The 22,643-nt window shown below is 70.6% G+C and carries 17 protein-coding genes; 7 read left to right on the top strand and 10 right to left on the bottom strand.

The annotated features are described in order from the left end of the window. Positions 1 to 302: 302 nt before the first annotated feature. Positions 303 to 806 (bottom strand): DUF1203 domain-containing protein, encoded by a 504-nt coding sequence (locus tag AB0N16_RS37435; RefSeq protein ID WP_365804767.1) that lies wholly within the window; start codon positions 804 to 806, stop codon positions 303 to 305. Between the two features lie 518 nt (positions 807 to 1,324). On the opposite strand from AB0N16_RS37435, the gene AB0N16_RS37430 reads away from it, so the two are divergent. Beyond that, positions 1,325 to 1,852 carry a DUF485 domain-containing protein gene (locus AB0N16_RS37430; protein ID WP_365804765.1) on the top strand — a complete coding sequence of 176 codons (528 nt, stop codon included), beginning with the start codon at positions 1,325 to 1,327 and terminating at the stop codon, positions 1,850 to 1,852. Then, complete coding sequence (locus AB0N16_RS37425; RefSeq protein WP_365804763.1) at positions 1,849 to 3,465, top strand: cation acetate symporter; 1,617 nt, start codon at positions 1,849 to 1,851, stop codon at positions 3,463 to 3,465. The genes AB0N16_RS37430 and AB0N16_RS37425 overlap by 4 nt, the downstream gene beginning before the upstream one ends. Positions 3,466 to 3,531: 66 nt before the next feature. Here AB0N16_RS37425 and AB0N16_RS37420 read toward each other — a convergent pair whose 3' ends face one another. Continuing rightward, positions 3,532 to 7,803, bottom strand: coding sequence for a discoidin domain-containing protein (locus AB0N16_RS37420; protein WP_365804761.1), 4,272 nt, complete (start codon positions 7,801 to 7,803; stop codon positions 3,532 to 3,534). Between the two features lie 620 nt (positions 7,804 to 8,423). Then, on the bottom strand, positions 8,424 to 9,167 hold the full coding sequence (locus tag AB0N16_RS37415; protein ID WP_365804759.1) for a TetR family transcriptional regulator: 744 nt from the start codon (positions 9,165 to 9,167) through the stop codon (positions 8,424 to 8,426). Positions 9,168 to 9,287: 120 nt separating this feature from the next. Between AB0N16_RS37415 and AB0N16_RS37410 the strand changes: the two genes are divergently transcribed. After that, entirely contained in the window at positions 9,288 to 10,421 is a 1,134-nt protein-coding gene (locus tag AB0N16_RS37410) for an NAD(P)/FAD-dependent oxidoreductase (RefSeq protein WP_365804757.1), read from the top strand. 325 nt (positions 10,422 to 10,746) lie between these two features. Continuing rightward, the gene (locus tag AB0N16_RS37405) at positions 10,747 to 12,267 is read left to right on the top strand and encodes a catalase (protein ID WP_365804755.1); all 1,521 of its coding nucleotides are present in this window, start codon (positions 10,747 to 10,749) and stop codon (positions 12,265 to 12,267) included. 281 nt (positions 12,268 to 12,548) lie between these two features. On the opposite strand, the gene AB0N16_RS37400 is transcribed toward AB0N16_RS37405, so the two are convergent. From AB0N16_RS37400 to AB0N16_RS37385, 4 genes are read right to left on the bottom strand one after another with little or no spacing between them, the layout of a single operon-like run. Next, positions 12,549 to 13,562 carry a sugar phosphate isomerase/epimerase gene (locus AB0N16_RS37400; protein WP_365804753.1) on the bottom strand — a complete coding sequence of 338 codons (1,014 nt, stop codon included), beginning with the start codon at positions 13,560 to 13,562 and terminating at the stop codon, positions 12,549 to 12,551. Then, complete coding sequence (locus tag AB0N16_RS37395; protein ID WP_365804751.1) at positions 13,559 to 14,662, bottom strand: Gfo/Idh/MocA family oxidoreductase; 1,104 nt, start codon at positions 14,660 to 14,662, stop codon at positions 13,559 to 13,561. The genes AB0N16_RS37400 and AB0N16_RS37395 overlap by 4 nt, the downstream gene beginning before the upstream one ends. After that, entirely contained in the window at positions 14,659 to 15,777 is a 1,119-nt protein-coding gene (locus AB0N16_RS37390; protein WP_365804749.1) for a Gfo/Idh/MocA family oxidoreductase, read from the bottom strand. The genes AB0N16_RS37395 and AB0N16_RS37390 overlap by 4 nt, the downstream gene beginning before the upstream one ends. After that, complete coding sequence (locus AB0N16_RS37385) at positions 15,777 to 16,589, bottom strand: sugar phosphate isomerase/epimerase (RefSeq protein WP_365804747.1); 813 nt, start codon at positions 16,587 to 16,589, stop codon at positions 15,777 to 15,779. Before AB0N16_RS37385 ends, AB0N16_RS37390 begins: the two co-directional genes overlap by 1 nt. Before the next feature lie 83 nt (positions 16,590 to 16,672). On the opposite strand from AB0N16_RS37385, the gene AB0N16_RS37380 reads away from it, so the two are divergent. Then, positions 16,673 to 17,302: a TetR/AcrR family transcriptional regulator gene (locus AB0N16_RS37380; protein WP_365804745.1), complete on the top strand. Its 630-nt coding sequence runs from the start codon at positions 16,673 to 16,675 to the stop codon at positions 17,300 to 17,302. A gap of 221 nt (positions 17,303 to 17,523) precedes the next feature. Here AB0N16_RS37380 and AB0N16_RS37375 read toward each other — a convergent pair whose 3' ends face one another. Both AB0N16_RS37375 and AB0N16_RS37370 read right to left on the bottom strand, forming a co-directional pair. Continuing rightward, positions 17,524 to 18,519, bottom strand: a complete 996-nt coding sequence (locus AB0N16_RS37375) for an amidohydrolase family protein (protein WP_365804743.1) — start codon at positions 18,517 to 18,519, stop codon at positions 17,524 to 17,526. Positions 18,520 to 18,685: 166 nt separating this feature from the next. Then, positions 18,686 to 18,949 (bottom strand): DUF2630 family protein, encoded by a 264-nt coding sequence (locus AB0N16_RS37370; RefSeq protein ID WP_365804741.1) that lies wholly within the window; start codon positions 18,947 to 18,949, stop codon positions 18,686 to 18,688. Between the two features lie 206 nt (positions 18,950 to 19,155). Here AB0N16_RS37370 and AB0N16_RS37365 point away from each other — a divergent pair, with 206 nt between their 5' ends. Together AB0N16_RS37365 and AB0N16_RS37360 are read left to right on the top strand one after the other, a co-directional pair. Further along, positions 19,156 to 20,928 (top strand): ABC transporter ATP-binding protein, encoded by a 1,773-nt coding sequence (locus AB0N16_RS37365; RefSeq protein WP_365804739.1) that lies wholly within the window; start codon positions 19,156 to 19,158, stop codon positions 20,926 to 20,928. 172 nt (positions 20,929 to 21,100) lie between these two features. Next, positions 21,101 to 21,958: a DMT family transporter gene (locus AB0N16_RS37360; RefSeq protein WP_365804737.1), complete on the top strand. Its 858-nt coding sequence runs from the start codon at positions 21,101 to 21,103 to the stop codon at positions 21,956 to 21,958. A gap of 24 nt (positions 21,959 to 21,982) precedes the next feature. Here AB0N16_RS37360 and AB0N16_RS37355 read toward each other — a convergent pair whose 3' ends face one another. Then, complete coding sequence (locus tag AB0N16_RS37355) at positions 21,983 to 22,564, bottom strand: TetR family transcriptional regulator (RefSeq protein ID WP_365804735.1); 582 nt, start codon at positions 22,562 to 22,564, stop codon at positions 21,983 to 21,985. Positions 22,565 to 22,643: the final 79 nt, after the last annotated feature.

Below are 22,643 nucleotides of genomic sequence, written 5' to 3'. Positions count from 1 at the left end.
GGGAGGGAGGCCCGACCTGTCACAGTGTTGATCGGTCTCACCTCCTCAGTTCGCAGCAGACGCACGGCGATGTTGAAACTATCACAACGGTCCTCGGGACCCCGGCTACGTCACGTCCGAATCGGCCGCACCGACCAGGTTCAAGAAGGTGGGGGATGTCGCGCGGGAGACGCAGGGGTACATGCGGCCCGTAGGGCCCCGGTGTCGTCGCGGTGTTCGGGTTCGCCCGGTCGGGATGCGGTGGTCAGGGCCGAACTCGCATCCCCGGCTGCCGTCGTCGACCGGTGCTCTCTCCCGTTCCGTCAGGGGCGGTCCACGCGGAAGTGGTAGCAGCCGTATTCGACGGCGCGGACGTGTACCTGGGCGGTCTCGGGGTCGGCGAACGCCTCGGCCAGCGCGTGTTCGAAAGCCGCGCGGGAATCGTCGGGAAGCTCCAGCATGCGTCCGCCTGTGATGTGGCCTCGGCTGTCGTAGCGGCGCAGGACGCGCAGGGCGCCGGGGCGCGCCCAGGGGTAGCCGAGGTTCTCGCCGGACGGGCCGCCGCACTCCTCGGCGTGGATGAAGACCGGGCCCTGTTCGTCGTACGCGCCGGGGTCGGCGTTCGTCTGTGCCGCCCACCGGCGCAGCGGGGCGTAGGAGACCAGGGCGATCCGCTCGCCCGGGGTACTGGACCGCAGGCAGCAGCGCAGCGGCGCGTCACCCTCGTCGTCCGTGTACGGGCGTGGCGGATTTCCGGCGTCGTCCTGGACACGGAGTTCCTTGAGGACGGCGGCGGAGATGGGAAGGGGAGGGAAGGTGAGAGTCATGAGTTCAGCGTGCCGCGAGCCGGCCCCGGCTGCTGGCGGGAACCGGACGCCGTCTTCGGCACCGGAGGAGGGCCCGCCAGAGGAGCCCGGGTGTCCCGTGTGCCATAGGCTCAGCGGCCACCGCTTCCAGGGCCCGTGGCAGGCGTGGGTCGGATCCAGAGCGAACCGGTGGGTGCCCTGGGGCTCGTGAGGTGTGCGACGGCGCACTCTTCGCAGCATTCGCGCCACCTCGCGCTCCGTTAGTGCTTCAGCACTCCTGGGCAGAGATCCCACGGTCAGCTCCGCACACCGCGATCCGCTCCCGCCGACCCGGCCGCGCCTCTGGCGGACCGCGCCCACGCCGGAGACCATGGCGCCCTGCGCTCACACGATCGCGACGTACAGGACGTCGACCCGGACGACCGGCGCCAACCGCTCCGCACGATCTTCGGTCCGCACGGCGTGCGGTCACCCGAACCGCTCTCCCCGCGCACGGTCCACCACCCGCGGGGCCGGGTCCCCTTCGAGGAGTTGCCGAGATGTCCCATAATTCCCCCGAGTTACCCACGGACCGGTCCCCGAACGACCACTCCCCGAACGACCACTCCCCATACGACCGACCCCCGAAAGACCAGCCCTCGTACGACCAACCCTCGTACGACCGGCCCTCGTACGACCCATACCTGTACGACCGGCCTTCCCCCGCCTGGTCGACCGGCCAGGACGAGCCCTCCGGTGGCCGTCCGCCGAACGCTCACTCCGGTGCCCACCGCACCCTGCGTCTGCTGCGGCGGGCGTACCGCTGGCAACGGCGCGTGGCGACCTTCACCGCGCTCGGCTACTTCGCCGCCTTCCTCACCCTGACCGTCAAGGCGCCCTCCCTGATGGCCCACCCCGGCCCCGGCGGCCTGCCCACCGGGTTGGTCCTGGGCCTCGTCCAGATCCCCGTCACCTGGCTCGCGGTCCTCCTCTACGAGGCCACCGCGCACCGCTTCGTGGATCCCCTGGCGCGCCACGCCCGCCGCCAGACGCGCGTGGCCGTCGCGGAGCGGGAGCAGGCGCCATGACCGAGTTCAGCGGCTCCGCCCAGTCCTGGTCCCTCGTCGCGTTCTGCGCGGTCGTCGCCCTCACTCTGCTGCTGTGCGTGCTCACCGGACCGGAGGCGGACGACCTCGCCGAGTTCTACACCGGTTACCGGTCCCTCTCGCCGATACGCAACGGGCTGGCCGTCGCCGGTGACTACATCTCCGCCGCCACCGTCCTCACCATCGGGGGGATCATCGCCCTGTGCGGCTACGACGGCATCGTCCTGGCCCTGAGCGCCTTGCTGTCCCTGCTGTTGCTGATGTTCCTGCTGGCCGAACCGCTTCACAACACCGGCCGCTACACCATGGGCGACGCGCTGGCCCGCCGCCATCCGGCACGGTCCGTGCGCGTCACGGCCTGTCTGGTCACCCTGGCCGCACTCGTCCCGATGATGGTCGTGCAGCTGGCCGGTGTCGGTGAACTCCTGGCGTACGTCCTCGGGTTCGACGATCCCGGTATGAAGAACGGTTGCGTGGCCGGCGCCGGTGTCCTCATGATCACTTATGCGGCGCTGGGCGGGATGCCCGGCACCGCGCTCGTCCAGATCATCAAGACCGTGGTGCTGCTCGGCTCCGGGCTGGTCGTGAGCGTCCTGATCCTGCGCATGTTCGGCTGGCAGCCCCAGGCCCTGTTCCACGCGGCGGCCGGGCAGAGCGGGGCGGGGCCCGCCTATCTGAGGTGGGGTCTGCAGTACTCCAGCAGCCCGCATCCCGCCCTGGACATGGCCAGCACCCAGTGCGCGATCGTGCTCGGCGGTGCCTGCCTGCCGCATGTCACCATGCGGATGTACACCGCCGGCACCCCGCGCCAGGTCCGTCGCGCGATGTCCTGGGCGGTCTCCTCGGTGACCTTGTTCATCCTGATGCTCACGCTGATCTGCACGGGCGCGGCCGCGCTCGTCGGCCATGACCGCATCGCCGCCGCCGACGCGCACGGCACGACCGCCTATCTCCTGGGCGCCCGCGCCGCGTTCGGAACCAGTCTGTCCCGGCCGGAGAGCCTGCTCTTCGCCACCGTCACCACCGCCGTCTTCCTCACCCTCCTCGCCTCCGTCGCCAGCATGACGCTCGCCTGTGCCAACACCCTCGCCCACGACCTGACCGCGTCCCGCGTCACTCCCCCGGCCCCCGCCCGGGAACTCGCCCTCGCCCGGTTCAGCGCCCTGGCCGTGGGCGTCCCCACCATCCTTCTGGCCGTCCTCGCCCAGCACCGCAGCCTTCAGCCGCTGGCGACCGTCTCCTTCACCCTGGGCGCCTCCGCCATCGCCCCCGCGCTGCTCTACACCCTCTTCTGGCGCCGCTACACGCGCACCGCACTCCTGGCCACGCTCATCGTGGGCACCCTGAGCGTCCTCGCCCTGGCCCCCGGCACCACGCTGGTCTCCGGCACCCCGCTGTCCGCCTTCCCGGACGCCGACTTCGCCTGGTTCCCCTACAACACGACCGCCCTGGTCTCCGTACCCGCGGGCTTCCTGGCCGGCTGGCTCACCACCGTCCTGGCCGGGCGACGGGCCACCGCCCGGGAGCGCAGCCGCTACGAGTCCCACGAGCACCACCTGCTCACCGGGCCGCCGCCACGCCACTCGCCCCGGTAGTGCCGGACACGGCGGGAAGGGGCGCCCCGCCAGGGGACGCCCCTTCCGTTCACCGCCCTTGGGAAACTACTCGATGTTGATCTTGAATGTGCTGGTCGTGTTCTTGATGTCCTGGGCGTTGCCGCTCATCCGCAGGTTGCGGAAGGTGGCCTCGCCGACCGCCGGGCCCTGTCCGGGCTCGGGCAGTTCGTTGGCCCAGATACCGAAGCCGGACTTCGCGTCGAAGGCGTCTCCGCTCTTCTTGGAGTTGGTGATGGAGATGTCGGTGAAGATGGTGTCCTTCACCGGGAACTGCGGCTGGCCACCGACGTAGTTGGTCTGGAACATCACTCCTCCGTAGGTGGAGTCGTCGATGTCGACGTCGTTGACCCGGATGCCCTGGAAGACCTTGGAGGCCGAGAACGCCCAGATGGCGGGGAAGACCTGCGAGCCCCAGAAGTGGCCGCCCGTTCTGTCCAGGGAGACGTTCTCGATCGTCGTCGGATCGGTCCCGAAGCCGTTCATCGGGTAGCCGAAGTCCAGGGAGGAGATCGTGATGCCGGAGTAGACGAGGGTGTCGGCGACGCGGATGTTGCGGAAGGTGTTGTTGTAGCCGCCGTAGACGGCGATGCCCGCCGCGCGCCAGGTGAGGGTGGACGTCAGGTTCTCGTAGAGGTTGTTCTTCTCGTCGGCGCCGCCGGCGTCGATGGCCGAGAAGAGCGCGAAGCTGTCGTCGCCCGTGGCCCGGGCGTCGTTGTTGACCACGTGGTTGTCCGTGGAGCCGTTCGTCATGTTGATGCCGTCGGCGAACGTGTCACGGATGCGGGAGTTCTCGATGGTCATGTTGTCGGTGTTGGCGCCCCAGTAGAGGCACACCATGTGCTCGGCCCAGATGTTGTCGATGGTGATGTTCGAGACGTTGGAGAAGTCGAACACCTTGCCCGGGCCGTCGATGCGGGACGTGTAGTTGCCGAAGTAGGCGAAGCCGGAGAAGGTCGAACCGTTCGCACTGGCCTCGGCCCGGAAGCCCACGTCGGTGTTCTCCTGCGAGGAGGGCGCGCGGAAGCGGGTGAACCACGGCCCGGCCCCGACGACCTTGACGGCCTTGCCGTAGACCTGGAACTTGCTGGAGGTCTCGTAGTCACCGGCGGGCAGGTAGACGCCGACGAGCTTGCCCGTGGTGTCCATGCGGACCTTGTCGAGGGCGTTCTGCACGTCCTGGTGCGTGAAGCCGGCCGGGACCGTGTAGGCGGCCGGGTCCGGGTTCGGGATCTGCGTCGCCTGTTCGAGGTTGATGAAGTCGATGGCGTAGGTGGAGGTGTTGGCCGCGTCCTTCTGGAGGCGGATCTTGGAGCCGGCCGGCACGGTCTTGCCGAGCAGCAGGTTGGCCTCGTCGTAGATGTGACGCTGGGCCCCGGAGCCGGGCGAGTTGCCGGGCGAGGTCTCGTTGCCGTAGAGCCAGGCGTACTTCGAGGTGAGGTCGATCGCCTTGAGGAACTGGCCGTCGACGTAGACGTTCAGGGTGGTGTTGGTGCCGTCCGGGATGGAGAAGCGGGTGACCAGGGTGTTGGTCGCCGCACGGGTGGTCCACTCGACGTACTGGCCGGTCCCGTTCAGGGTCACCGCCTTGCGGCCGCTCGCCTCGCCGGCGATGTCGCCGATGGTCCGGTTCGGACCGACGACCGTGGCGCCGCCGCCGACCGTGCCGTCCTCGGCCTCGTACATGTCGTAGGGCATGTCCGCGCCGCGGCCGACGAACAGGGGCTGCGTGGTGGTGTTGTTGGTGCGCTTGACCGGCAGTTCGTTGGTGTCGTCGGCGATGACCGTCTTGACGGTGTACTTGCCGTTGACGGCCGTCCACGAGCCGAGGGCGATCGGTGCGGTCGTCTGGCCGGACGCGATCGTGCCGGTGTAGGAGCCGCTGAGCGTCTTGACCGTGGCTCCGTTGGCGTCCTGGACCGTCAGGGTGACGCCGTGGGCGCCGGAGGCCGAGGCCACCGTGCCCTGGTTCTTGATGGCGACGGTGAAGGCGACCGCGTCGCCCGCCGAGGCACTGGACGGTGTCCAGGCGACCGGTGCGGCGACCAGGTCGGAGCTGGAGACCGGCTTGACGACCAGGGCGTCGGAGCGGGTGAAGACGTTGTTCGCCTCGTTCTGCTCGATGACCTTGTTCGACGGGTCCACCTCGGCGCCGACCGGGTAACTGCCCGCGTCCCGGCTGCCGATGCTCGCGGTGACCGTCTTGGTCTCGCCGGCCGCGAGGACCGGGACGTCCGCCGTGGCGGCCTTCGTACCGCCGAGCGTGAAGTTCAGGTCGGTGGCCTTGGACGCCTTGCTGCCGCTGTTGGTGACGGTCGCCGTCAGGCTGATGGCGTCCGACTCGACCGGTGCGGCCGGCGAGTTGGTGATGCCGGTGACCTTGAGGTCCGGGTTGGCGGCCGGAGTGCCGATCACCTGTACCTCGGCGACCTGCCCGCCCGGGGCACCGGTGTTGGACGCGAACTTGAGCTGGATGTCGGCGGCTGCGCCGGAGACCGGGATGGTCACCGTGTTGCCGGTCGCCGGGTTGAACGTGTAGTCCTTCGCCGCGGCGAGGCTGGTGAAGGCCGTGGCGTCCTGGTCACGGCCGAGCACCTGGATGTTCTGGGTGCGGGTGGACCAGGCGGGGTCCGGGTTGAGCTTGACGACGACCTGGCCGAGGTCGGCGTTGGCACCCAGCTTGGTGGTGAGGGTGGCCGGGTAGGCTCCGCCCGCGCTCTCCCAATAGGTGCCGATCTGACCGTCGTTGGCGTTCGTGGCGACGTAGGTGAAGGTGTACGAGGAGGCCTCGATGGGCTTGCCCTGGGCGAGATCGGAACCGGCTCCGGACCCGGGCCGGGTGACGCTGTTGCTGGCCACCGACACGTTCCCGGCGGCGTCCTTCGCCTTCACGTAGTAGGTGACCGTGGCCGTCGCCGACGGGGTGTCGGTGTAGGTCGTGACGTCACCCGCCACGGACTTGACGAGCTGGTCGTTGGCGTAGACGTCGTAGCCGGTGACCTGGACGTTGTCGCTCGACGCCTGCCAGGTGAGCTTCACGTCGCTGCCGGACTGGGTGTAGGCGAGGTTGCCGGGCGCCGTGGGGGCCTGGGTGTCGCCGCTCGCTCCCTTGCGGGTGACGCTGTTGCTGTTGGCGGAGACGTTGCCCGCCGCGTCCTTGGCCCGCACGAAGTAGGTGATGTCGCTGCCGGCCGGCTGGGTGTCCGTGTAGGTCAGGACGTTCCCGGCGACGCTCGCCCGCAACTGGCCGTTGGCGTAGACGTCGTAGCCGGTGACGGCCGTGTCGTCGGTGGCCGCGTTCCAGGTCAGTTTGATCTGGCCGCCGGCGGGCTCGGTGTAGCTCAGGTTGGTCGGCGCGGTGGGCGCCTGGGTGTCGCCGGTCGCCGGTCCGTAGACCTCCAGCTCGGACGCCTGCCCGGCGGGCCAGCCGCTGTTGGCGGTGAACAGCGCGCGCACGTATCGCGTGGTGGTCGTGTCGAAGGTGATGGTCGCCGACTGGTCGTTCGAGCTGTCGAAGGTGTACGCCTTCGAGGCCGTCAGGTCGGTGAAGTTCTGGTTGTCGGTCGAGCCCTGGACCTTGAAGGTCTGGCTGCGGCTGGGCCAGCCACTGGGGAGCCGGAGCGTCACCTGGTTGACCTTGACCGACGAGCCGAGGTCGACCTTGAGCCACTGCGGGAAGGCGTTGTTCGTGCTCTCCCAGTAGGTGTTGCGGTTGCCGTCACCGGCGTTGGCCGCGCCGTAGACGTCGGCGTGGCCGCTCTCGCTGAATGGCTTGCCCTGGGCGAGGTTGGGGGTCGAGGCGGCGGCCGTGAGGACCTGCATCTCGGCGAGCTGGGCGGTGCCGGCGACCGAGTTGGCGGTGAAGTCGGCCCGGACGTACCGGGCGAGGGTCGCCGGGAAGGAGACCTTGACCGTGTTGCCGTTGCCGGGGCTGAAGACGTACTGCGCCGACGACTTGAGGGTGGCGAAGCTCTTGCCGTCGGCACTGCCCTGAAGGGCCAGCGTCTGCTTGCGGGTCTGCCACTGCTCGGGCAGCCGCAGCACGACCTGCCGGACGCGCGCGGTCCGTCCGAGGTCGGTCTGGACCCACTGGGCGGACTTCTTCCCGGCCTGCCAGTAGGTGTCGGTGTCGCCGTCGGTGACATTGGCGGCCGCGTGTGCGGCGCGGGCGCTGCCCGCCGTGGTCCTGGCGTCCGCGGCGGCGTTGGGCCCACCGGCCGCGTGCGCGCCGACGGCGGGCAGGCCCAGAACCATGACGGCGGAGGCGAGCACAGCAGTCGCTGCGCGCCGTCTCCAGGATCTCGGCTTGTGTCGAGTCATGCGAGGTCGCTTTCTGCGGAGGCTCGCACACCGAAGGGGCGGCGAGGGCGGCTCGTTCCTGGCGGAGTGGTGCAGAAAGGTGCGGGAGGATCGGTTCTCCGCGGTGTCTGTGCGGAGCGGTGCGGTGTCTGTGCGGAGCGGTGGCTCGATGGCGCGGTGCGGTGGCGCGGTGGGCGGTGGCGCGGTGGCGCGTGCGCAGAATATTGCGTTGTTTCATCGAAATATTGCAGAGACTGGTGAGCCGGTCCACAGGCAGGACGTCACAAATTTCACCAGAAGAGCTCACGCCTCGGCGGAGAAAGCGATAGGCGCAGCCCTTTTCGACCGATGGGGCGGTCAAAGAGCGGGCACACAGGCGTACTCCACCCGACCGGATGCCCCGGTCCGCAACTCGGATGCGAGCGTGCCGCTTGCGTCACCGGACCGCAAGCAAACGCAAGATGCGCAAGAACTTGCGTGATCCTGCGTCGTGAGCCTACAACGCACGCCCGGCCTCGGCGGGCGCATGGAAGGCGTCGAACGCGCCCGGATTCTTGGTGCCGAGGCGGCCCGGAACCCCTACGCCCGGAAGCCGTCGAACCTCATCGGCGAACTGTGGGGGAGGTCGCGGGGCGGTGCGATCAGGGCGTGCCGGTTTCGCGCGAGGCGGGCGGGGTGCCCGGCCGTCCGGCGGGCGGGTGGAGGGTGGTGATGCCGGTGAGGACGAAGTCGATCCCGGCGAGGAACTGCTCGCGGTCGTCGTGCTCGCGCATCTGGTCCGCGACGGCCCGGGTGAAGGGGTAGTCGTCGGGGTCGAGCTCTTTCCACGCCGTCGAGACGGCGCCGAGGAACTCCTCGCGGTCCGTGCCGGGGCCGGGCACGCCGGCGTTCACGGCGTTCTGGCCGGCGGCGCCGAGGATGTAGTGCAACAGCGCCGAGGTCGCCGTGAACCAGCTGCTCTCGGGCACGCCGAGCGCGCGGACCTGTCGGCCGATGCTTTCGAAGATCCGCGCTGTCACGGTTCCCCAGGGGTTGCGGGAGAGCTGCACGGCGAGCTGGGTGGCCAGCCAGGGGTGTTCCTCGATCGCCCCGGCCAGACCGAGCGCGACGGCACGGATCCCGTCCTGCGGTGAGCCCGCGGGTTCGGTGGGATCGGCGGCCAGGGCCGCGGCGACGACGCCTTCGGTGGCGGCGCCGAGCAGCTCGTCCTTGTTGGCCACGTGCCAGTAGACCGCTCCGGGGCCGGTGGCGAGGCGCTCCGTGAGCGCCCGGAACGTCAGCCCGCTCTCACCGGCCGCGTCGAGCAGTTCGACGGCGGCCTCGACGATGCGCTCCCGCGAGAGCGCCTGTGTGCGCCGCTGTGACCGGCGCGTCCGCGTTGCCATGCCCGTCATCTTGACACATCTGGAGCGCCGTTCCAGCATGGAGCGTCGTTCCACTATGGAACGGCGTACCAGAGACGCGGCCGTACCTCACCGCGCCGTCTCGATCCCGAAGGAGCCACTATGCGCACTCACGTCACGATCATCGGCGCCGGACTCGGCGGTCTCACGCTCGCCCGCGTCCTGCATGTGCACGGAATCCCGGCCACGGTGTACGAGGCGGAGGTCTCCGCGACGGCACGGGCGCAGGGCGGGATGCTCGACATCCATGAGCGCAACGGCCAGCCGGCTCTCGATGCGGCAGGCCTGACGGAGGAGTTCCGCGCCCTCGTCCTGGAGGGCCGCGAAGCGACCCGGGCCCTCGCGCCGGACGGGTCGGTGCTGCTCGACGAGCCCGACGACGGCACGGGCGGCCGCCCCGAGGTGCTGCGCGGCGAGCTGCGGCGGACCCTGCTCGACTCGCTCCCGGCCGGCACCGTTCGCTGGGGCCACAAGGTCGTCGGCGTCCGTGCCCTCGGCGACGGCCGCCACGAGGTGGCCTTCGCCGACGGCGCCACCGTCACCACGCACCTGCTGGTCGGCGCGGACGGGGTATGGTCACGGGTCCGGCCGCTGCTGTCCGACGCGGTGCCCGAGTACGTCGGCACGTCGTTCGTCGAGACCTATCTGTTCGACGCCGAGACCCGGCACCCGGCCACCGCGAAGGCGGTCGGCGGCGGGGCGATGTTCGCGCTCGCGCCGGGGAAGGGGATCCAGGCCCACCGGGAGACCGGCGGGACCCTGCACACCTACGTGGCCCTCCGCAGGACGCAGGACTGGTTCGCCGGTATCGACTTCACCGACGCCGGCGAGGCGGCGGCTCGGATCGCGGCGGAGTTCGACGGCTGGGCGCCGGAGCTCACCGCGCTGATCACCGACGGCGACACCGCGCCGGTCCTGCGCCCCCTCCACACCCTGCCCGTCGGCCACCGGTGGGACCCAGTGCCGGGGGTGACCCTGCTCGGCGACGCCGCCCACCTCATGATCCCGAACGGCGAGGGCGCCAACCTGGCCATGTACGACGGCGCCGAACTCGGCGAAGCCCTCGCCGCGCACCCCGACGACACCGAGGCCGCGCTCACGGCGTACGAGCGGGCCATGTTCTCCCGCGGCGCCGAGGAGGCCGTCGAAGCTATCCGGCTCCACGAGCTCATGTTCGGCGACGACGCGCCCCACGGCCTGATCGACATGTTCACCGGACACGGGCAGACCGGATGAGGCGCTCGTCGGGCCGGTCAGGGCAGCGGTGAAACGACCGGGTCGGGCCGTGTGTCCCCGAGTGGCGGCCCCGGGCCGGTGGGACCAGGCTGGATGCCGGAGAGCCCGGCCAGGACGCGCCGGCCCGAGTCCGCGGGCACGGGCTCACGGTGTTTGCCTCGCAGACGCGGGGTCACCCGCTCAGTCGGAGCCCGAAGACTCCGGAAACGAACGACGCGAACACATCCGTAGGGCACCGTCCCGGGGCGGGCCACGGATGAACCGGCCGGCCCCGGGACAGCGCGAGGACCGGCACCACTGCTCCGTACGGAGAAAGGCGAGAGTCATGACGCAGAAACCACCCCTCACCACCACCGACTCCGGTGCCCCCGTCGAGAGTGACGAGCACTCGTTGACCGTGGGGCCAGGGGGGCCGGTCCTGCTACAGGACGCCTACCTGATCGAGCAGATGGCTCAGTTCAACCGGGAGCGCATTCCCGAGCGCCAGCCGCATGCCAAGGGGAGCGGCGCGTTCGGCCACTTCGAGGTGACCGAGGACGTCAGCGCCTACACCATGGCCGGCCTCTTCCAGCCAGGCACCCGCACCGACCTGGTCATCCGTTTCTCGACGGTCGCCGGTGAGCGGGGCAGCCCGGACACCTGGCGCGACCCTCGCGGCTTCGCGGTGAAGTTCTACACCAGCGAGGGCAACTACGACATGGTGGGGAACAACACGCCGGTGTTCTTCGTGAAGGACCCGATGAAGTTCCAGCACTTCATCCGGTCCCAGAAGCGCCGCGCCGACAACAACCTGCGCGACCACGACATGCAGTGGGACTTCTGGACGCTCTCCCCGGAGTCCGCCCACCAGGTCACCTGGCTGATGGGCGACCGCGGCATCCCGCGGACCTGGCGCCACATGAACGGCTACACCTCCCACACCTACATGTGGATCAACGCCAAGGGCGAGCGGTTCTGGGTGAAGTACCACTTCAAGACCGACCAGGGGATCGAGTTCTTCACCCAGCACGAGGCCGACCAGATGGCAGCCGTGGACACGGACTACCACATGCGCGACCTCTTCGAGCACATCCGTGACGGCCAGTTCCCCAGCTGGACGCTGTACGTGCAGCTCATGCCGTACGCGGAGGCCGCGGCTTACCGCTTCAACCCGTTCGACCTCACCAAGGTGTGGCCGCACGGTGACTATCCGCTCGTCCCGGTCGGCCGCATGACCCTGGACCGCAATCCGACCGACAACCACGCCGAGATCGAGCAGGCCGCGTTCCAGCCCAACAACTTCGTCCCCGGCATCGGGCCCAGCCCGGACCGCATGCTGCTGGCCCGGCTGTTCTCCTACGCGGACGCCCACCGGCACCGGATCGGCGCCAACTACCAGCAGCTGCCCGTGAACGCGCCCGTCGTCGACGTCCACACGTACTCCAAGGACGGTGCGATGGCCTACCGGAAGACGTCTGATCCGGTGTACGCCCCGAACTCCAAGGGCGGCCCGGCGGCGGACCCGGCCCGGTTCGGGCCGCCGCCCACCTGGGCGGCCGACGGCGAGATCACCCGCGCCGCCTATGTGTCCCACCCCGAGGACGACGACTGGGGTCAGCCCGGCACGATGGTGCGGGAGGTACTGGACGACGCCGCTCGCGACCGTCTGGTCGACAACGTCGTCGGGCATCTCCTCAACGGCGTCACCGAGCCGGTCCTGCAGCGCGCCTTCACGTACTGGTCGAACATCGACGAGACGATCGGCAAGCGCATCGCCGACGGCGTACGGGCCAAGGGCGACGAGAAGGATCCCAAGGCCGCCGAACAGGGCAACCCCGCACGCAGTTCCATGCAGCACAAGGCCTGACCCGAGCCACCCGGAACAGGAACACGCGCCATGGGCTGAGCGAGTCGCTCAGCCCATGGCGCGTGTCGGGTGCGGGCGGGTGAAGACGGACCGGAAGGACGCGTACGGCTCCCGCCGGCGAGGACGCTGCCGGCCTCAGGTGCCGAGGAGGGCCGGGGCGATGAGGGGAACCGAGGCCGGCCGTCTCCCCTCGTCCCAGGTCACCGGCCGACGCCGCACCCCGCCCGGCGGTCACGGCACGGTGACAGGGGCCGTCCTGGACTCGCCGGTCCGCAGCGTGGCTACTGGTTGTTGAACGCGGCGTCGAAGGACGCCTTCGGCGCCGGCCACAGCAGCGAGCGTACGAAGGTCACCGCCTCCGCCGCGCCGTGCAGGCGGTCCATGCCGGCGTCCTCCCATTCGATGGAGATGGGGCCGTCGTAGCCGATGGACTCCAGGGCACGGAAGGCGTCCTCCCAGGGGACGTCGCCGTGTCCGGTGGAGACGAAGTCCCAGCCCCGGCGTGGATCGCCCCACGGCTGGTGCGAGCCGAGGACGCCGGCCCGCCCGTTGCGCGGGCGCAGCCGGGTGTCCTTGCAGTCGACGTGGTAGATGCGGTCCTTGAAGTCGGTGATGAACCCGACCGGGTCGATGTTCTGCCACATCATGTGGCTGGGGTCCCAGTTGAAGCCGAAGGCCTCGCGGTGGCCGATCGCCTCCAGGGTACGGACGCTGGTCCAGTAGTCGTACGCGATCTCGCCGGGGTGCACTTCGTGGGCGAAGCGCACTCCCTCCGCGTCGAACACGTCGAGGATCGGGTTCCAGCGGGTGGCGAAGTCCTCGTAGCCGGCGTCGATGACGGCGGCCGGCACCGGCGGGAACATGGCGACGTAGGGCCAGATGGCGGAGCCGGTGAAGCCGACGACGGTGTTCACGCCCAGTTTGCGGGCCACCCGCGCGGCACGTTTCATGTCCTCGGCGGCGCGCTGCCGTACTCCTTCCGCGTCGCCGTCGCCCCAGACGTACGGGCGCAGGATCGCCTGGTGGCGGAAGTCGATGGGCGCGTCGCAGACGGCCTGGCCCGCGAGGTGGTTGGAGATCGCGTAGGCCTTGAGGCCGTGCCGGTCCAGGACCTCCAGGCGTGATGCCGCGTAGGCGTCGTCCTCGTCGGCGCGCTGCAGGTCGAGGTGGTCTCCCGAGGCGGCGATCTCCAGGCCGTCGTAGCCCCACTGCGCGGCGAGGCGGGCGACGTCCTCGAAGGGGAGGTCGGCCCACTGTCCGGTGAACAGGGTGACGGGGTGGGTGGCTGCGGTCATGTGCGGTCCTCCGTCGCGGGTGCGGTCTCGATCCAGGTGCCGCGTCCGGCGGCGGAGGCCAGGACGGCCTCGGTGAGCCGTGCGGCGCGCAGTCCGTCGTCGAACGTCGGCATCCCCTCGGGATGCCTTCCCTGTACGGCGCTGTAGACGTCGGTGACGAACGCCGTGAAGGCGTCCTGGTACCCGAGGGCGTGGCCGGGAGGCAGCACCGACAGACGGGCCGAGTCGGGGGCGGCGGTGCCGGGGTCGCGCAGGAGCAGCTGCGATCCCTCTCGCCTGCCGATCCACAGTTCCTCGGGGCGTTCCTGTGCGAAGCGCACGCTCTGCCGGGTGCCGTGGAGTTCCAGGGTGAGGCTGTTCTTGCGGCCTGGGGCGAGCTGGCTGACGAGCAGGGTGCCCAGCGCCCCGTTGCCGAGTTCGACGAGGAGGGCGGCCGTGTCCTCGTTGGTGACCTCGGTGTCGCCGCGCCGGGCGAAGACGGTGCGGGTGCGGGCGGCGAGACGGTGGATGCGCTGATTGGAGACGAACTCGACGAGGTCGCACAGGTGGGAGCCGATGTCGGCGAAGGCGCGGGAGGCGCCGCCCGCTTCCGGGTCGGCGCGCCAGTTGGTGTCGGCGGGGTCGAGGAGCCAGTCCTGGAGGTAGGTGGCGTCCAGGGTGAGGACGGTGCCGAGTTGTCCGTCCGCCACGAGCGAGCGGGCCTGCCGGGCCATCGGGTGGTAGCGGTAGACGAAGGGGACCGCCGCCACCCGGCCGGCCTCCCGTGCGGCCCGGACCAGTCGTTCGGCGTCCGCCACCGTGGTGGCCAAGGGCTTCTCGCAGATGACGTGCGCGCCCGCGGCCAGCGCGGCCAGGGTGTGTTCGGTGTGCAGGCGGTTGGGACTGCACACGTGAACGACGTCGAGGTCGCCGGCCGCGACGAGGCGGTGGGCATCCGGTTCGGAGCGTTCGACGCCGAGGGTCTCGGCGGCCCGCTCGCCGCGTTCGGGGGTCGAGCTCGCCAGAGCGGTCGGGTGGCCCCTGGCGGCCCGGCTCGCGCGGGTGTGCACGGCCGCCATGAAGCCGCCGCCGATGAATCCGGCGCGCAGGGGGCGGTTCACAGGGTGACTCCGTAGGGGTCCCGGTCCTCGGGGACGAGTGGTATGTCGCCCGCGGCGCTGGTGACGTGGACGGTTTCACCGGAGGTGACGGACTCGTCGATGGAGATCAAGGTGTCCAGGACGTGGTAGCCGAGGTCTCCGGTGGCGATGTGGGGCCGTCCGCCGCGGATGGCACGGGCCATGTCCAGGACGCCCAGTCCGCGTCCGGCCTCGATGCCGACCGGCGTGACCGTCTCCCATACGGGATCCTGGCCGCGTTGCTGGACCCGGGTGATCCGCACCTCTCCAGCGAAGGTGTTGGGGTCGGGCAGCACCAGCGTGCCCTCGGTGCCGGTGATCTCGACGAACCCGGTGCGGGTGAGCGGGGAGTCGAAGCTGAACACGCTCTGGCCGACCCCCCCGTTCTCGAACTGGGTGAGCGCGGAGACATGGGTGGGTACGGCGACGGCGAACTCGGTGCCCGCCCGCCGGCCGCTCCTGACCGTGCGCACCGTCCGGGCGGTGGAACCGACCGCGGCGACCCGGCTGACCGAGCCGAACAGGCAGACCAGGGCGGTGAGGTAGTACGGCCCCATGTCGAAGAGGGGCCCGGCGCCCTTGGCGAACAGGAACTCGGGGTCGGGGTGCCAGAGGTCGGGTCCCGCGTACTGCATGACGGTCTGCGCGGACAGCGGGGTGCCGATGTCGCCGCGGGCGATGGCGCGGAGGGCGGTCTGCAGGCCGGGGCCGAGCACGGTGTCGGGGGCGACTCCGACCCGCAGCCCGGCCGCGGCCGCCCGGTCGAGCAGGGCGCGGGCGTCGGCCCGGTCGACGGCGATGGGCTTCTCGGACCAGACGTGTCTGCCCGCGGCGACGATCGCCGAGCTGACCTCGGCGTGGACGGCGGGGACGGTCAGGTTGACGACGATGTCCACGTCCGGGTGGGCGAGGACGTCCGCGGCGGTGCCCCACTCCTCGACGCCGTACTTGCGGGCCTGGGTCTCGGCACGCTCGGTGTCGAGGTCGCCCACGACGGCCACGTGCAGGTCGGGGAAGCGGGTGAGGTTGGTCAGGTACTGGTCGCTGATGTTGCCGGCGCCGACGAGTCCGACGCCGACCGGGTTGTGTGCCGCCATCAGGCGATGCCCTTCCCGTTGAGGTAGGTGACGCCCGCCGCGATGCCCTCGAAGATGTCACCGTCGTAGTGGTCGAACTCGATGACGGCGTACTCGGCGTCCGGGGCCGCGGCCAGCGAGGCGTCGAGCGGTATCGCTCCCCGGCCCGCCGGAACCTGGCGGGTGTCGGCGGGGTCGAAGGGGGCACCGGAGGTGAACGGGTCGTCGATGACGGGGCCGTCCTTCACGTGCAGGGCGCGCACCCGGGAACCCAGGCGTTTCAGCAGCGACACGACGTCGTAGCCGCCGGCCGAGGCCCAGAACAGGTCTATTTCCAGGGCGACTTCCGGGGCCAGCAGGTCGGCGAAGCGGTCGAAGGCGTTGACACCGGCGGCGGTGTGTACGAACTCCTGCGAATGGTTGTGGTATCCGACCCGGAGCCCGTGGTCGGCCGCACGTTCCGCGGCCTCGTTCAGGAGCGCGGCGGTGCGGGCGATCTCCTGCTCGTCGGCCCAGCGGGCGGCGGGGACGAACGGGTCGAAGAGGATCTCCACGCCCAGTCGCCGGGCCGCCCGGAACGTCTCGTCGAGAGTGGGTGCGGGTGCCCCGTCGGCCGTGGCGCGTTCCGGGGAGAGGAAGCCGGCGTGTCCGGTCGGCGCGGACAGGCCGTGCCGGGCGAGCGCGTCGGCCAGTTCGTCGGCGCGGTGCACGAAGCCGAAGGCCTCGACGTTGCTCAGTCCCAGCGCGGCGAGGCGGCCCAGGGCCGCGTCTTCATCGGCCTCCAGAGCCTGGCGGACGGAGTAGAGCTGGACCGACATCCGTGGTGTCGACATGAAGGGCTCCTCTCGGGGCGGACGGCCGCGCAACAGAATACCGACAGGGGTGACGGTTTCTAGAGGGCGTCTAGCATTTCCGTATGGCAAAGGCGACGGCGCGGCAGGGGACGGCCCCACGGAACTACCCCAAGGGGGAGCGCCGGCGCGCCCAGATCATCGAGGCCGCGTTCACCGCGTTCGGGCAGGTCGGCTACCGCAACGCGAGCATGGTCCAGCTCGCCGCGGCCTGCGATGTCTCACGCGCGGGACTGCTGCATCACTTCCCTACGAAGGAGTCGCTGCTCGAAGCGGTTCTGGAGGAACGGGAACGTCAGGACGACGCGCACTTCTTCGGTTCGGGCGCGGTGAACCGCGACGGCCTCGAGTACTTCGCCAGCATGATCCGTCTCGTCGCGCACAACCAGGCCAACCCGCTGATCGTGAGCCTGTTCGCCGTGCTGTCGAGCGAGGCGACCGCGGCGGACCACCCGGCGCGCCCGTACTTCGTCGCCCGCTACGAACGCACCCGCCGGCAGATGCAGTTGGCCGTCGACGACCTGGTACGTCGTGATCTGCTGCGCCCCCACGTGGACGCGTCGGGGCTGGCGGCCGACCTGATCGCCTTCATCGACGGCCTGCAGATCCAGTGGCTGCTCAGCCCGCACGACATCGACATGCCGGACCACCTGCGCAAGCTGCTGCGCGGCCTCATCAGCGTCGAACTGCCTTAGGCCCGCCGCCGGGACGCCCCCGGAGCGGAGCTTGAATGCCGGCCGTGGACGGCTCCGCCCGCATGTCGATCAGCGCGATTCCCCCGCTCGACCCCGACTTCGGGAAGGGATCCTGGACCGGGGGCACCAGGGCGAGGCCGACGTCGGCCCGTCGCTCTGATCGACCACGTCGGCGGCCCGGTCGCCCTGACGGAGCTGATCGGGCTGTGCGTCCGGACCGGTCACAGCCGGAACAACCGGGCCGCGTTGTCGTGGCACACCGCCCGCAGCCACTCGCGCCCGAGATCCAGCCGCTCCAGGGCGTGGAGCTGGTGCGCGTACGGATAAGGGATGTTGGGGAAGTCGGATCCGAGCAGGACCCGGTCGCCCAGGGCGGCGACGCGGGGCAGGGCGCCGCGGGGGAACGGCATGAACTCCTCGGTGAAGTCGGTGAACGCCATCGTCGTGTCCAGCCGCACCTCCTCGAACCGCTCGGCGAGGCCGAGGAAGTCCTCGTACTCGGGCATACCCATGTGCGCGACGATCAGCCGCAGCCTCGGATGCCGTGCCAGCACCCGCGCGATCGGCCCGGGGCCGGTGTGCTCGCCGGGAGCGGGACCGGAACCGCAGTGGATCACTACGGGAATCCCGGCGTCGGTCAGCACTCCCCACGCCTGCTGGAGGAGTTCGTCGGCCGGGTCGTACGCCCCCACCTGGACATGCGCCTTGAAGACCCGGGCGCCCGCTTCGACGGCCTCGCGGACGTACTTCTCCACGCCCGGTTCGGGGTACAGGGTCGCGGTGTGCAGACAGTCGGGGGTGCGCTGGGCGAAGTCGGCGGCCCACGCGTTCAGCCACGCCGCCATGCCGGGCTTGTGCGGGTAGAGCATCGCGGTGAAGGCCCGGACGCCGAACTCCCGGAGCAGGGCGGTACGTTCGGCCTCCTCCTTCCGATAGGTGATCGGCCACTCCAGTCCGCTGAGCAGCGGCCCGGTCGTGTCGAAGTAGTTCCAGACCTTGCGCAGCACACGCTCCGGCATGAAGTGCGTGTGGACGTCGACCAGTCCGGGCAGCCCGACCCGCTCCCGGAACCGACGGACCTCGGCGGCCTCCGCACCCGCGGCCGCCTCACTCAGGCCCTCCGCCAGGCCCGCGGCTTCGCCCGGCACCGGTGCTCCCGCGCGGGCGGAGGGGGTGTGGACGGGGGTACCGGCGGAGGCGGTGCGGTGATCGTTCATACCGCCACGATCGGTGCTCGTGAGCGGTGAGTCCAGTCCCTCGCCGACCACGGTCGGGCCCGGCGTGGCCGGGAGGGCGACACTCCGTGATGCGGGGGCCGCCCTCCGGCCCATCAGGCGGTGGCGCCTGTGGTCCCGTCCTCTCGGGCCGTGACCAGTGCGGTCCTCAGGACAGGTAGCCCTCCACCTCGGATGCCGAGCGGACATTCGCCCCGGTGGGGTCCTGGCCCGCCGCGATCCTGGCCCGGCGCTGCCGCAGCAGGTCCCAGCACTGGTCCAGCTCGGTCTCCAGGTGTGCCAGGAGGGCGTGCTCGGTCGTCCCGTCGATCTCCTCCTGCGCCAGGCGCTCACGCAGGTCCTTCTCCTGGCTGATCATTTCCGTGATGCGGCCGAGTATCTGCTTCTCGGCCTCGGCCTCTGGTCCTGTCATGGCTGCCTCTTTCCGGACGACGGAGTGGATCACAACTACGAGGGGGCGCTCGCCGTTCGGTCCGCCCCTCTCCCCCACCTTCTCCCACTCGGCCCACGGCCGCATCGGTCGGCCGGCCGCGCCCGCGTGGTCGTCGGACACCGGGTGTACGGTGACCGGCGGAAAGCGGTTACTGAAAGCCGGGCGCTCAGGGAGGATCACCGCCGATGGCGTCGACGTCGGAACGACCGCTCGACCACCGCTACCGGGGCGAACATCCCGTCCGCACCCTTCTGTACCTGCTGCGCGCCGACCGCCGCAGCCTGGCGGCCGCGGTCCTCGTCTTCACCGTCAAGCACAGCCCCGTGTGGCTCCTGCCGCTGATCACCGCCTCGGTCGTCGACACGGTCGTGCAGCACCGGGAGGTCTCCCGGCTGTGGACGGCCGTGGGGATCATCATGGCGATCCTGCTGGTCAACTACCCGCTGCACGTGCTGTATGTACGGCTGCTCTACGGCAGTGTCCGTCGGATGGGCACCACGCTGCGCTCCGCGCTGTGCACCCGCATGCAGCAACTGTCCATCGGCTACCACTCACGGGTCAGCGCCGGCGTCCTCCAGGCCAAGGTCGTACGCGACGTCGAGACCGTCGAGCAGATGGTCCAGCAGACCGCCGAACAGGGCCTGGGCGCGCTGACCGTGCTGACCGGCGGGCTGGTGATCATCGCCGTCCGCACACCGGAGTTCCTGCCCGTCTTCCTGGTCGTGGTGCCGGGCGCGACCCTGATCGTGGCCCGGCTCCGGTCGCGGCTGCGGACCCACAACGAGCACTTCCGGCACGAGGTGGAGACCCTGTCCTCCCGGGTGACCGAGATGACCCGGCTCATCCCGGTCACCCGCGCCCACGGTCTGGAGGGCAAGGCGCTGCGCCGCATGGACGGCACCCTGCGCCGGCTGCTCACCTCCGGGATGCGCCTGGACCTGGTCAACGGCCGCTTCGGCTCGCTGGCCTGGGTGGTCCTCAACGTGATCGGCGTCGCCGTCCTCGCCGCCGCCGCGCTGGTGTCGTACTACGGCGTGTGGGGCGTCTCCGCCGGTGACGTCGTCATGCTCAGCGCCTTCCTGACCACCCTCACCAACTCCACGACGACGCTGACGAATCTGGCCCCGGTCATCACCAAGGGGCTGGAGTCGGTGCGTTCGGTCGGTGAGGTGCTGCAGGCGCCCGAACTGGAGGACAACGAGGGCAGGGCGGAGGTCACCGCCGTCCGCGGTGCCGTCGTGTTCGACCGGGTCGGCTTCGCCTACGACGACACCGGCCGCGCGGCCGTTGCGGACTTCACGCTCGATGTGGTGCCGGGCGAGACCGTCGCCCTGGTGGGCGCCTCGGGTGCCGGCAAGTCCACCGTGCTCAATCTCGTCATCGGGTTCATCCGGCCCACCGCCGGCCGGCTCCTCCTGGACGGCACCGACATGAGCGGCCTCGATCTGCGCACCTACCGGCGGTTCGTCTCGGTCGTCCCGCAGGAGTCGATCCTCTTCGACGGCACGATCCGGGAGAACGTCGCCTACGGCATGGAGGACGAGGCCGACGAGGCGGCCGTCCGCGCGGCGCTGCGCGACGCCAACGCCCTGGAGTTCGTGGACCAGCTGCCCCAGGGCCTGGACACCCTGGTCGGTGAACGCGGCGCCCGGCTCTCCGGCGGTCAGCGCCAACGCCTCGCCATCGCCCGGGCGTTGATCCGTGATCCGCGGGTCCTGGTGCTGGACGAGGCCACCTCGGCGCTGGACACCCGCTCGGAGGCGCTGGTGCAGCAGGCGCTGGCCCGTCTGCTGCGCGGGCGTACCACCTTCGTGGTGGCCCACCGCCTGTCCACCGTGCGTGGCGCCGACCGCATCGTCGTGATGGACGACGGCCGCATCCGCGAGATCGGCACCCACGAGGAACTGCTGCACCGAGGCGGTGCCTACACCGCGCTGCACGGTGGGCAGGTGGCCTGACCTGCGGGTCTCCCCCGGACGTGCGGCTATCAGGCGTCCCGCTCCTCGGAATTCGGTAACCGGGATGTGAGAGGACAGGGCGTACCGGGATGTGAGAGGACAAGGCGGCCCGGGACGGCCCTCGCCGCGTCCTCGGAGAGAGGGTGCGGCCCGCTCACGGCATGCTGGAAGCATGATGGTGCTCGCCGTGCTCTTCGCCGTCCTGGGTGCCGTCAGCAATGCGACGGGCACGGCCTTCCAGCGGAAGGCCGCTTCCACCCTGCCCGGCGGAGGCGGGGTGCGGCTGCTGCTCGCGCTGGCACGGCGGCCCGCCTGGGCCATCGGGATCGCCGGCGTCACGGGGGCCGCGGTGTTCCAGGCGCTGGCCCTGGTGAACGGCCCGATGGCGCTGGTCCAGCCACTGTTCATGCTGGAGCTGCCGTTCGCCCTGCTGATCGCCGTACCGCTGCTGCACCGGCGGCCGAACCCGCAGGGATGGTGGGCGATCGCCGTGGTGGTCGCCGGCCTGGCCCTCCTGCTCGGCTCGGCGGCCCCGTCCGGGGGCCGGGAGCAGGCGTCCATGCAGCGCTGGATCCCGGCCCTGGCCCTCACCGTGGGGGCCATCGTCGGCACCGTACTGCTCGAGCGGTCCTCGTCGTCACCACTGTTCCGCGCGGCGACCCTGGCGTCGGGTGCCGCGATCGGCAACGCGCTGACCGCCGCGCTGATGAAGTCGGCCACCGGCCGGCTCGCCCACGCGGGCCTGCCCGCCTTCCTCACCACCTGGCAGACCTACGGCTTCGCACTCGCCGGGGTCGCGGCGCTGCTGCTCCTGGAGAACTCGTTGCAGGCCGGTCCGCTCGTGGCGTCCCAGCCCGCGCTGACCATCGGCGACGCCTCGGTGAGCCTGCTGCTGGGCATCGCGCTGTTCGGCGAGTCGGTGCGCACCGGCTGGTGGCTGCTGCCCGAGGCGCTCGGCGCCGGACTGATCGTGTGGGGCGTGGTCCGGCTGACCCGCGTCGTACCGAACCTCGCGGACGTCGTGCACTGAGCCGTCGCGCGGTGGGCGGCCGGTTCAGGGGCCGTCGGTGGTGAGTGTCGGGGCGGCGGTGACGATCGCGTGCACGGTCTCGGTGACGAGGCGCCGGTCCAGGGGGGCCTCGTCGAAGGCGCGGTGCATCGGCCAGCCCTCGATCAGCGCGTCGAGCGCGCGGGACACCCCGGGGGTGAAGTGCAGGGCGAGACTGTCCCTGCTGCGCTCCAGCCAGGTGCGGGTGGTCGCGGACACCGCCTCGTTGTGATTGGCGTAGGCGTACATCTCGAAGATGAGCGTCATGTCGCGCTCCGTGGCGTACGCCGGTCCGCAGATCAGCTCGACCACGGCCGCCTCGGCCTCGGCCGTGGAAGTGGCGGACTGCAGAGTCCGCCGGTAGAGCTGGGACATGGTGTCCGAAAGGCGCGCGAAGGCCTGGGCGAGCAGGTCCGCCATGCCGTCGAAGTAGTACGTCAGCGAGCCGAGCGGCACCTGGGCCCGCGCCGCGATCTTCCGATGGGTGGTGGTGTGCACCCCGCCCTCGGCGATCACGTCGAGGGCCGCATCCAGAATGCGCTCCTTGCGTCCGGGGTCGTTCGGGATCTCGCGTCGTGTACCGGTCACGCCCTCAATCTGCCATGGGTTGACCGACGAAGAGTGTGTACGGATGTACAGCTCAGTGTGTACATTCGTACAGACTCTT

It is taken from the genome of Streptomyces sp. NPDC051105 (assembly GCF_040682795.1).
In the GTDB taxonomy this organism is placed as follows: Bacteria; Actinomycetota; Actinomycetes; order Streptomycetales; family Streptomycetaceae; genus Streptomyces.
The sequence above is the reverse complement of the archived record's forward strand: the minus strand, read 5'-3'. Positions and strand labels throughout refer to the sequence as shown.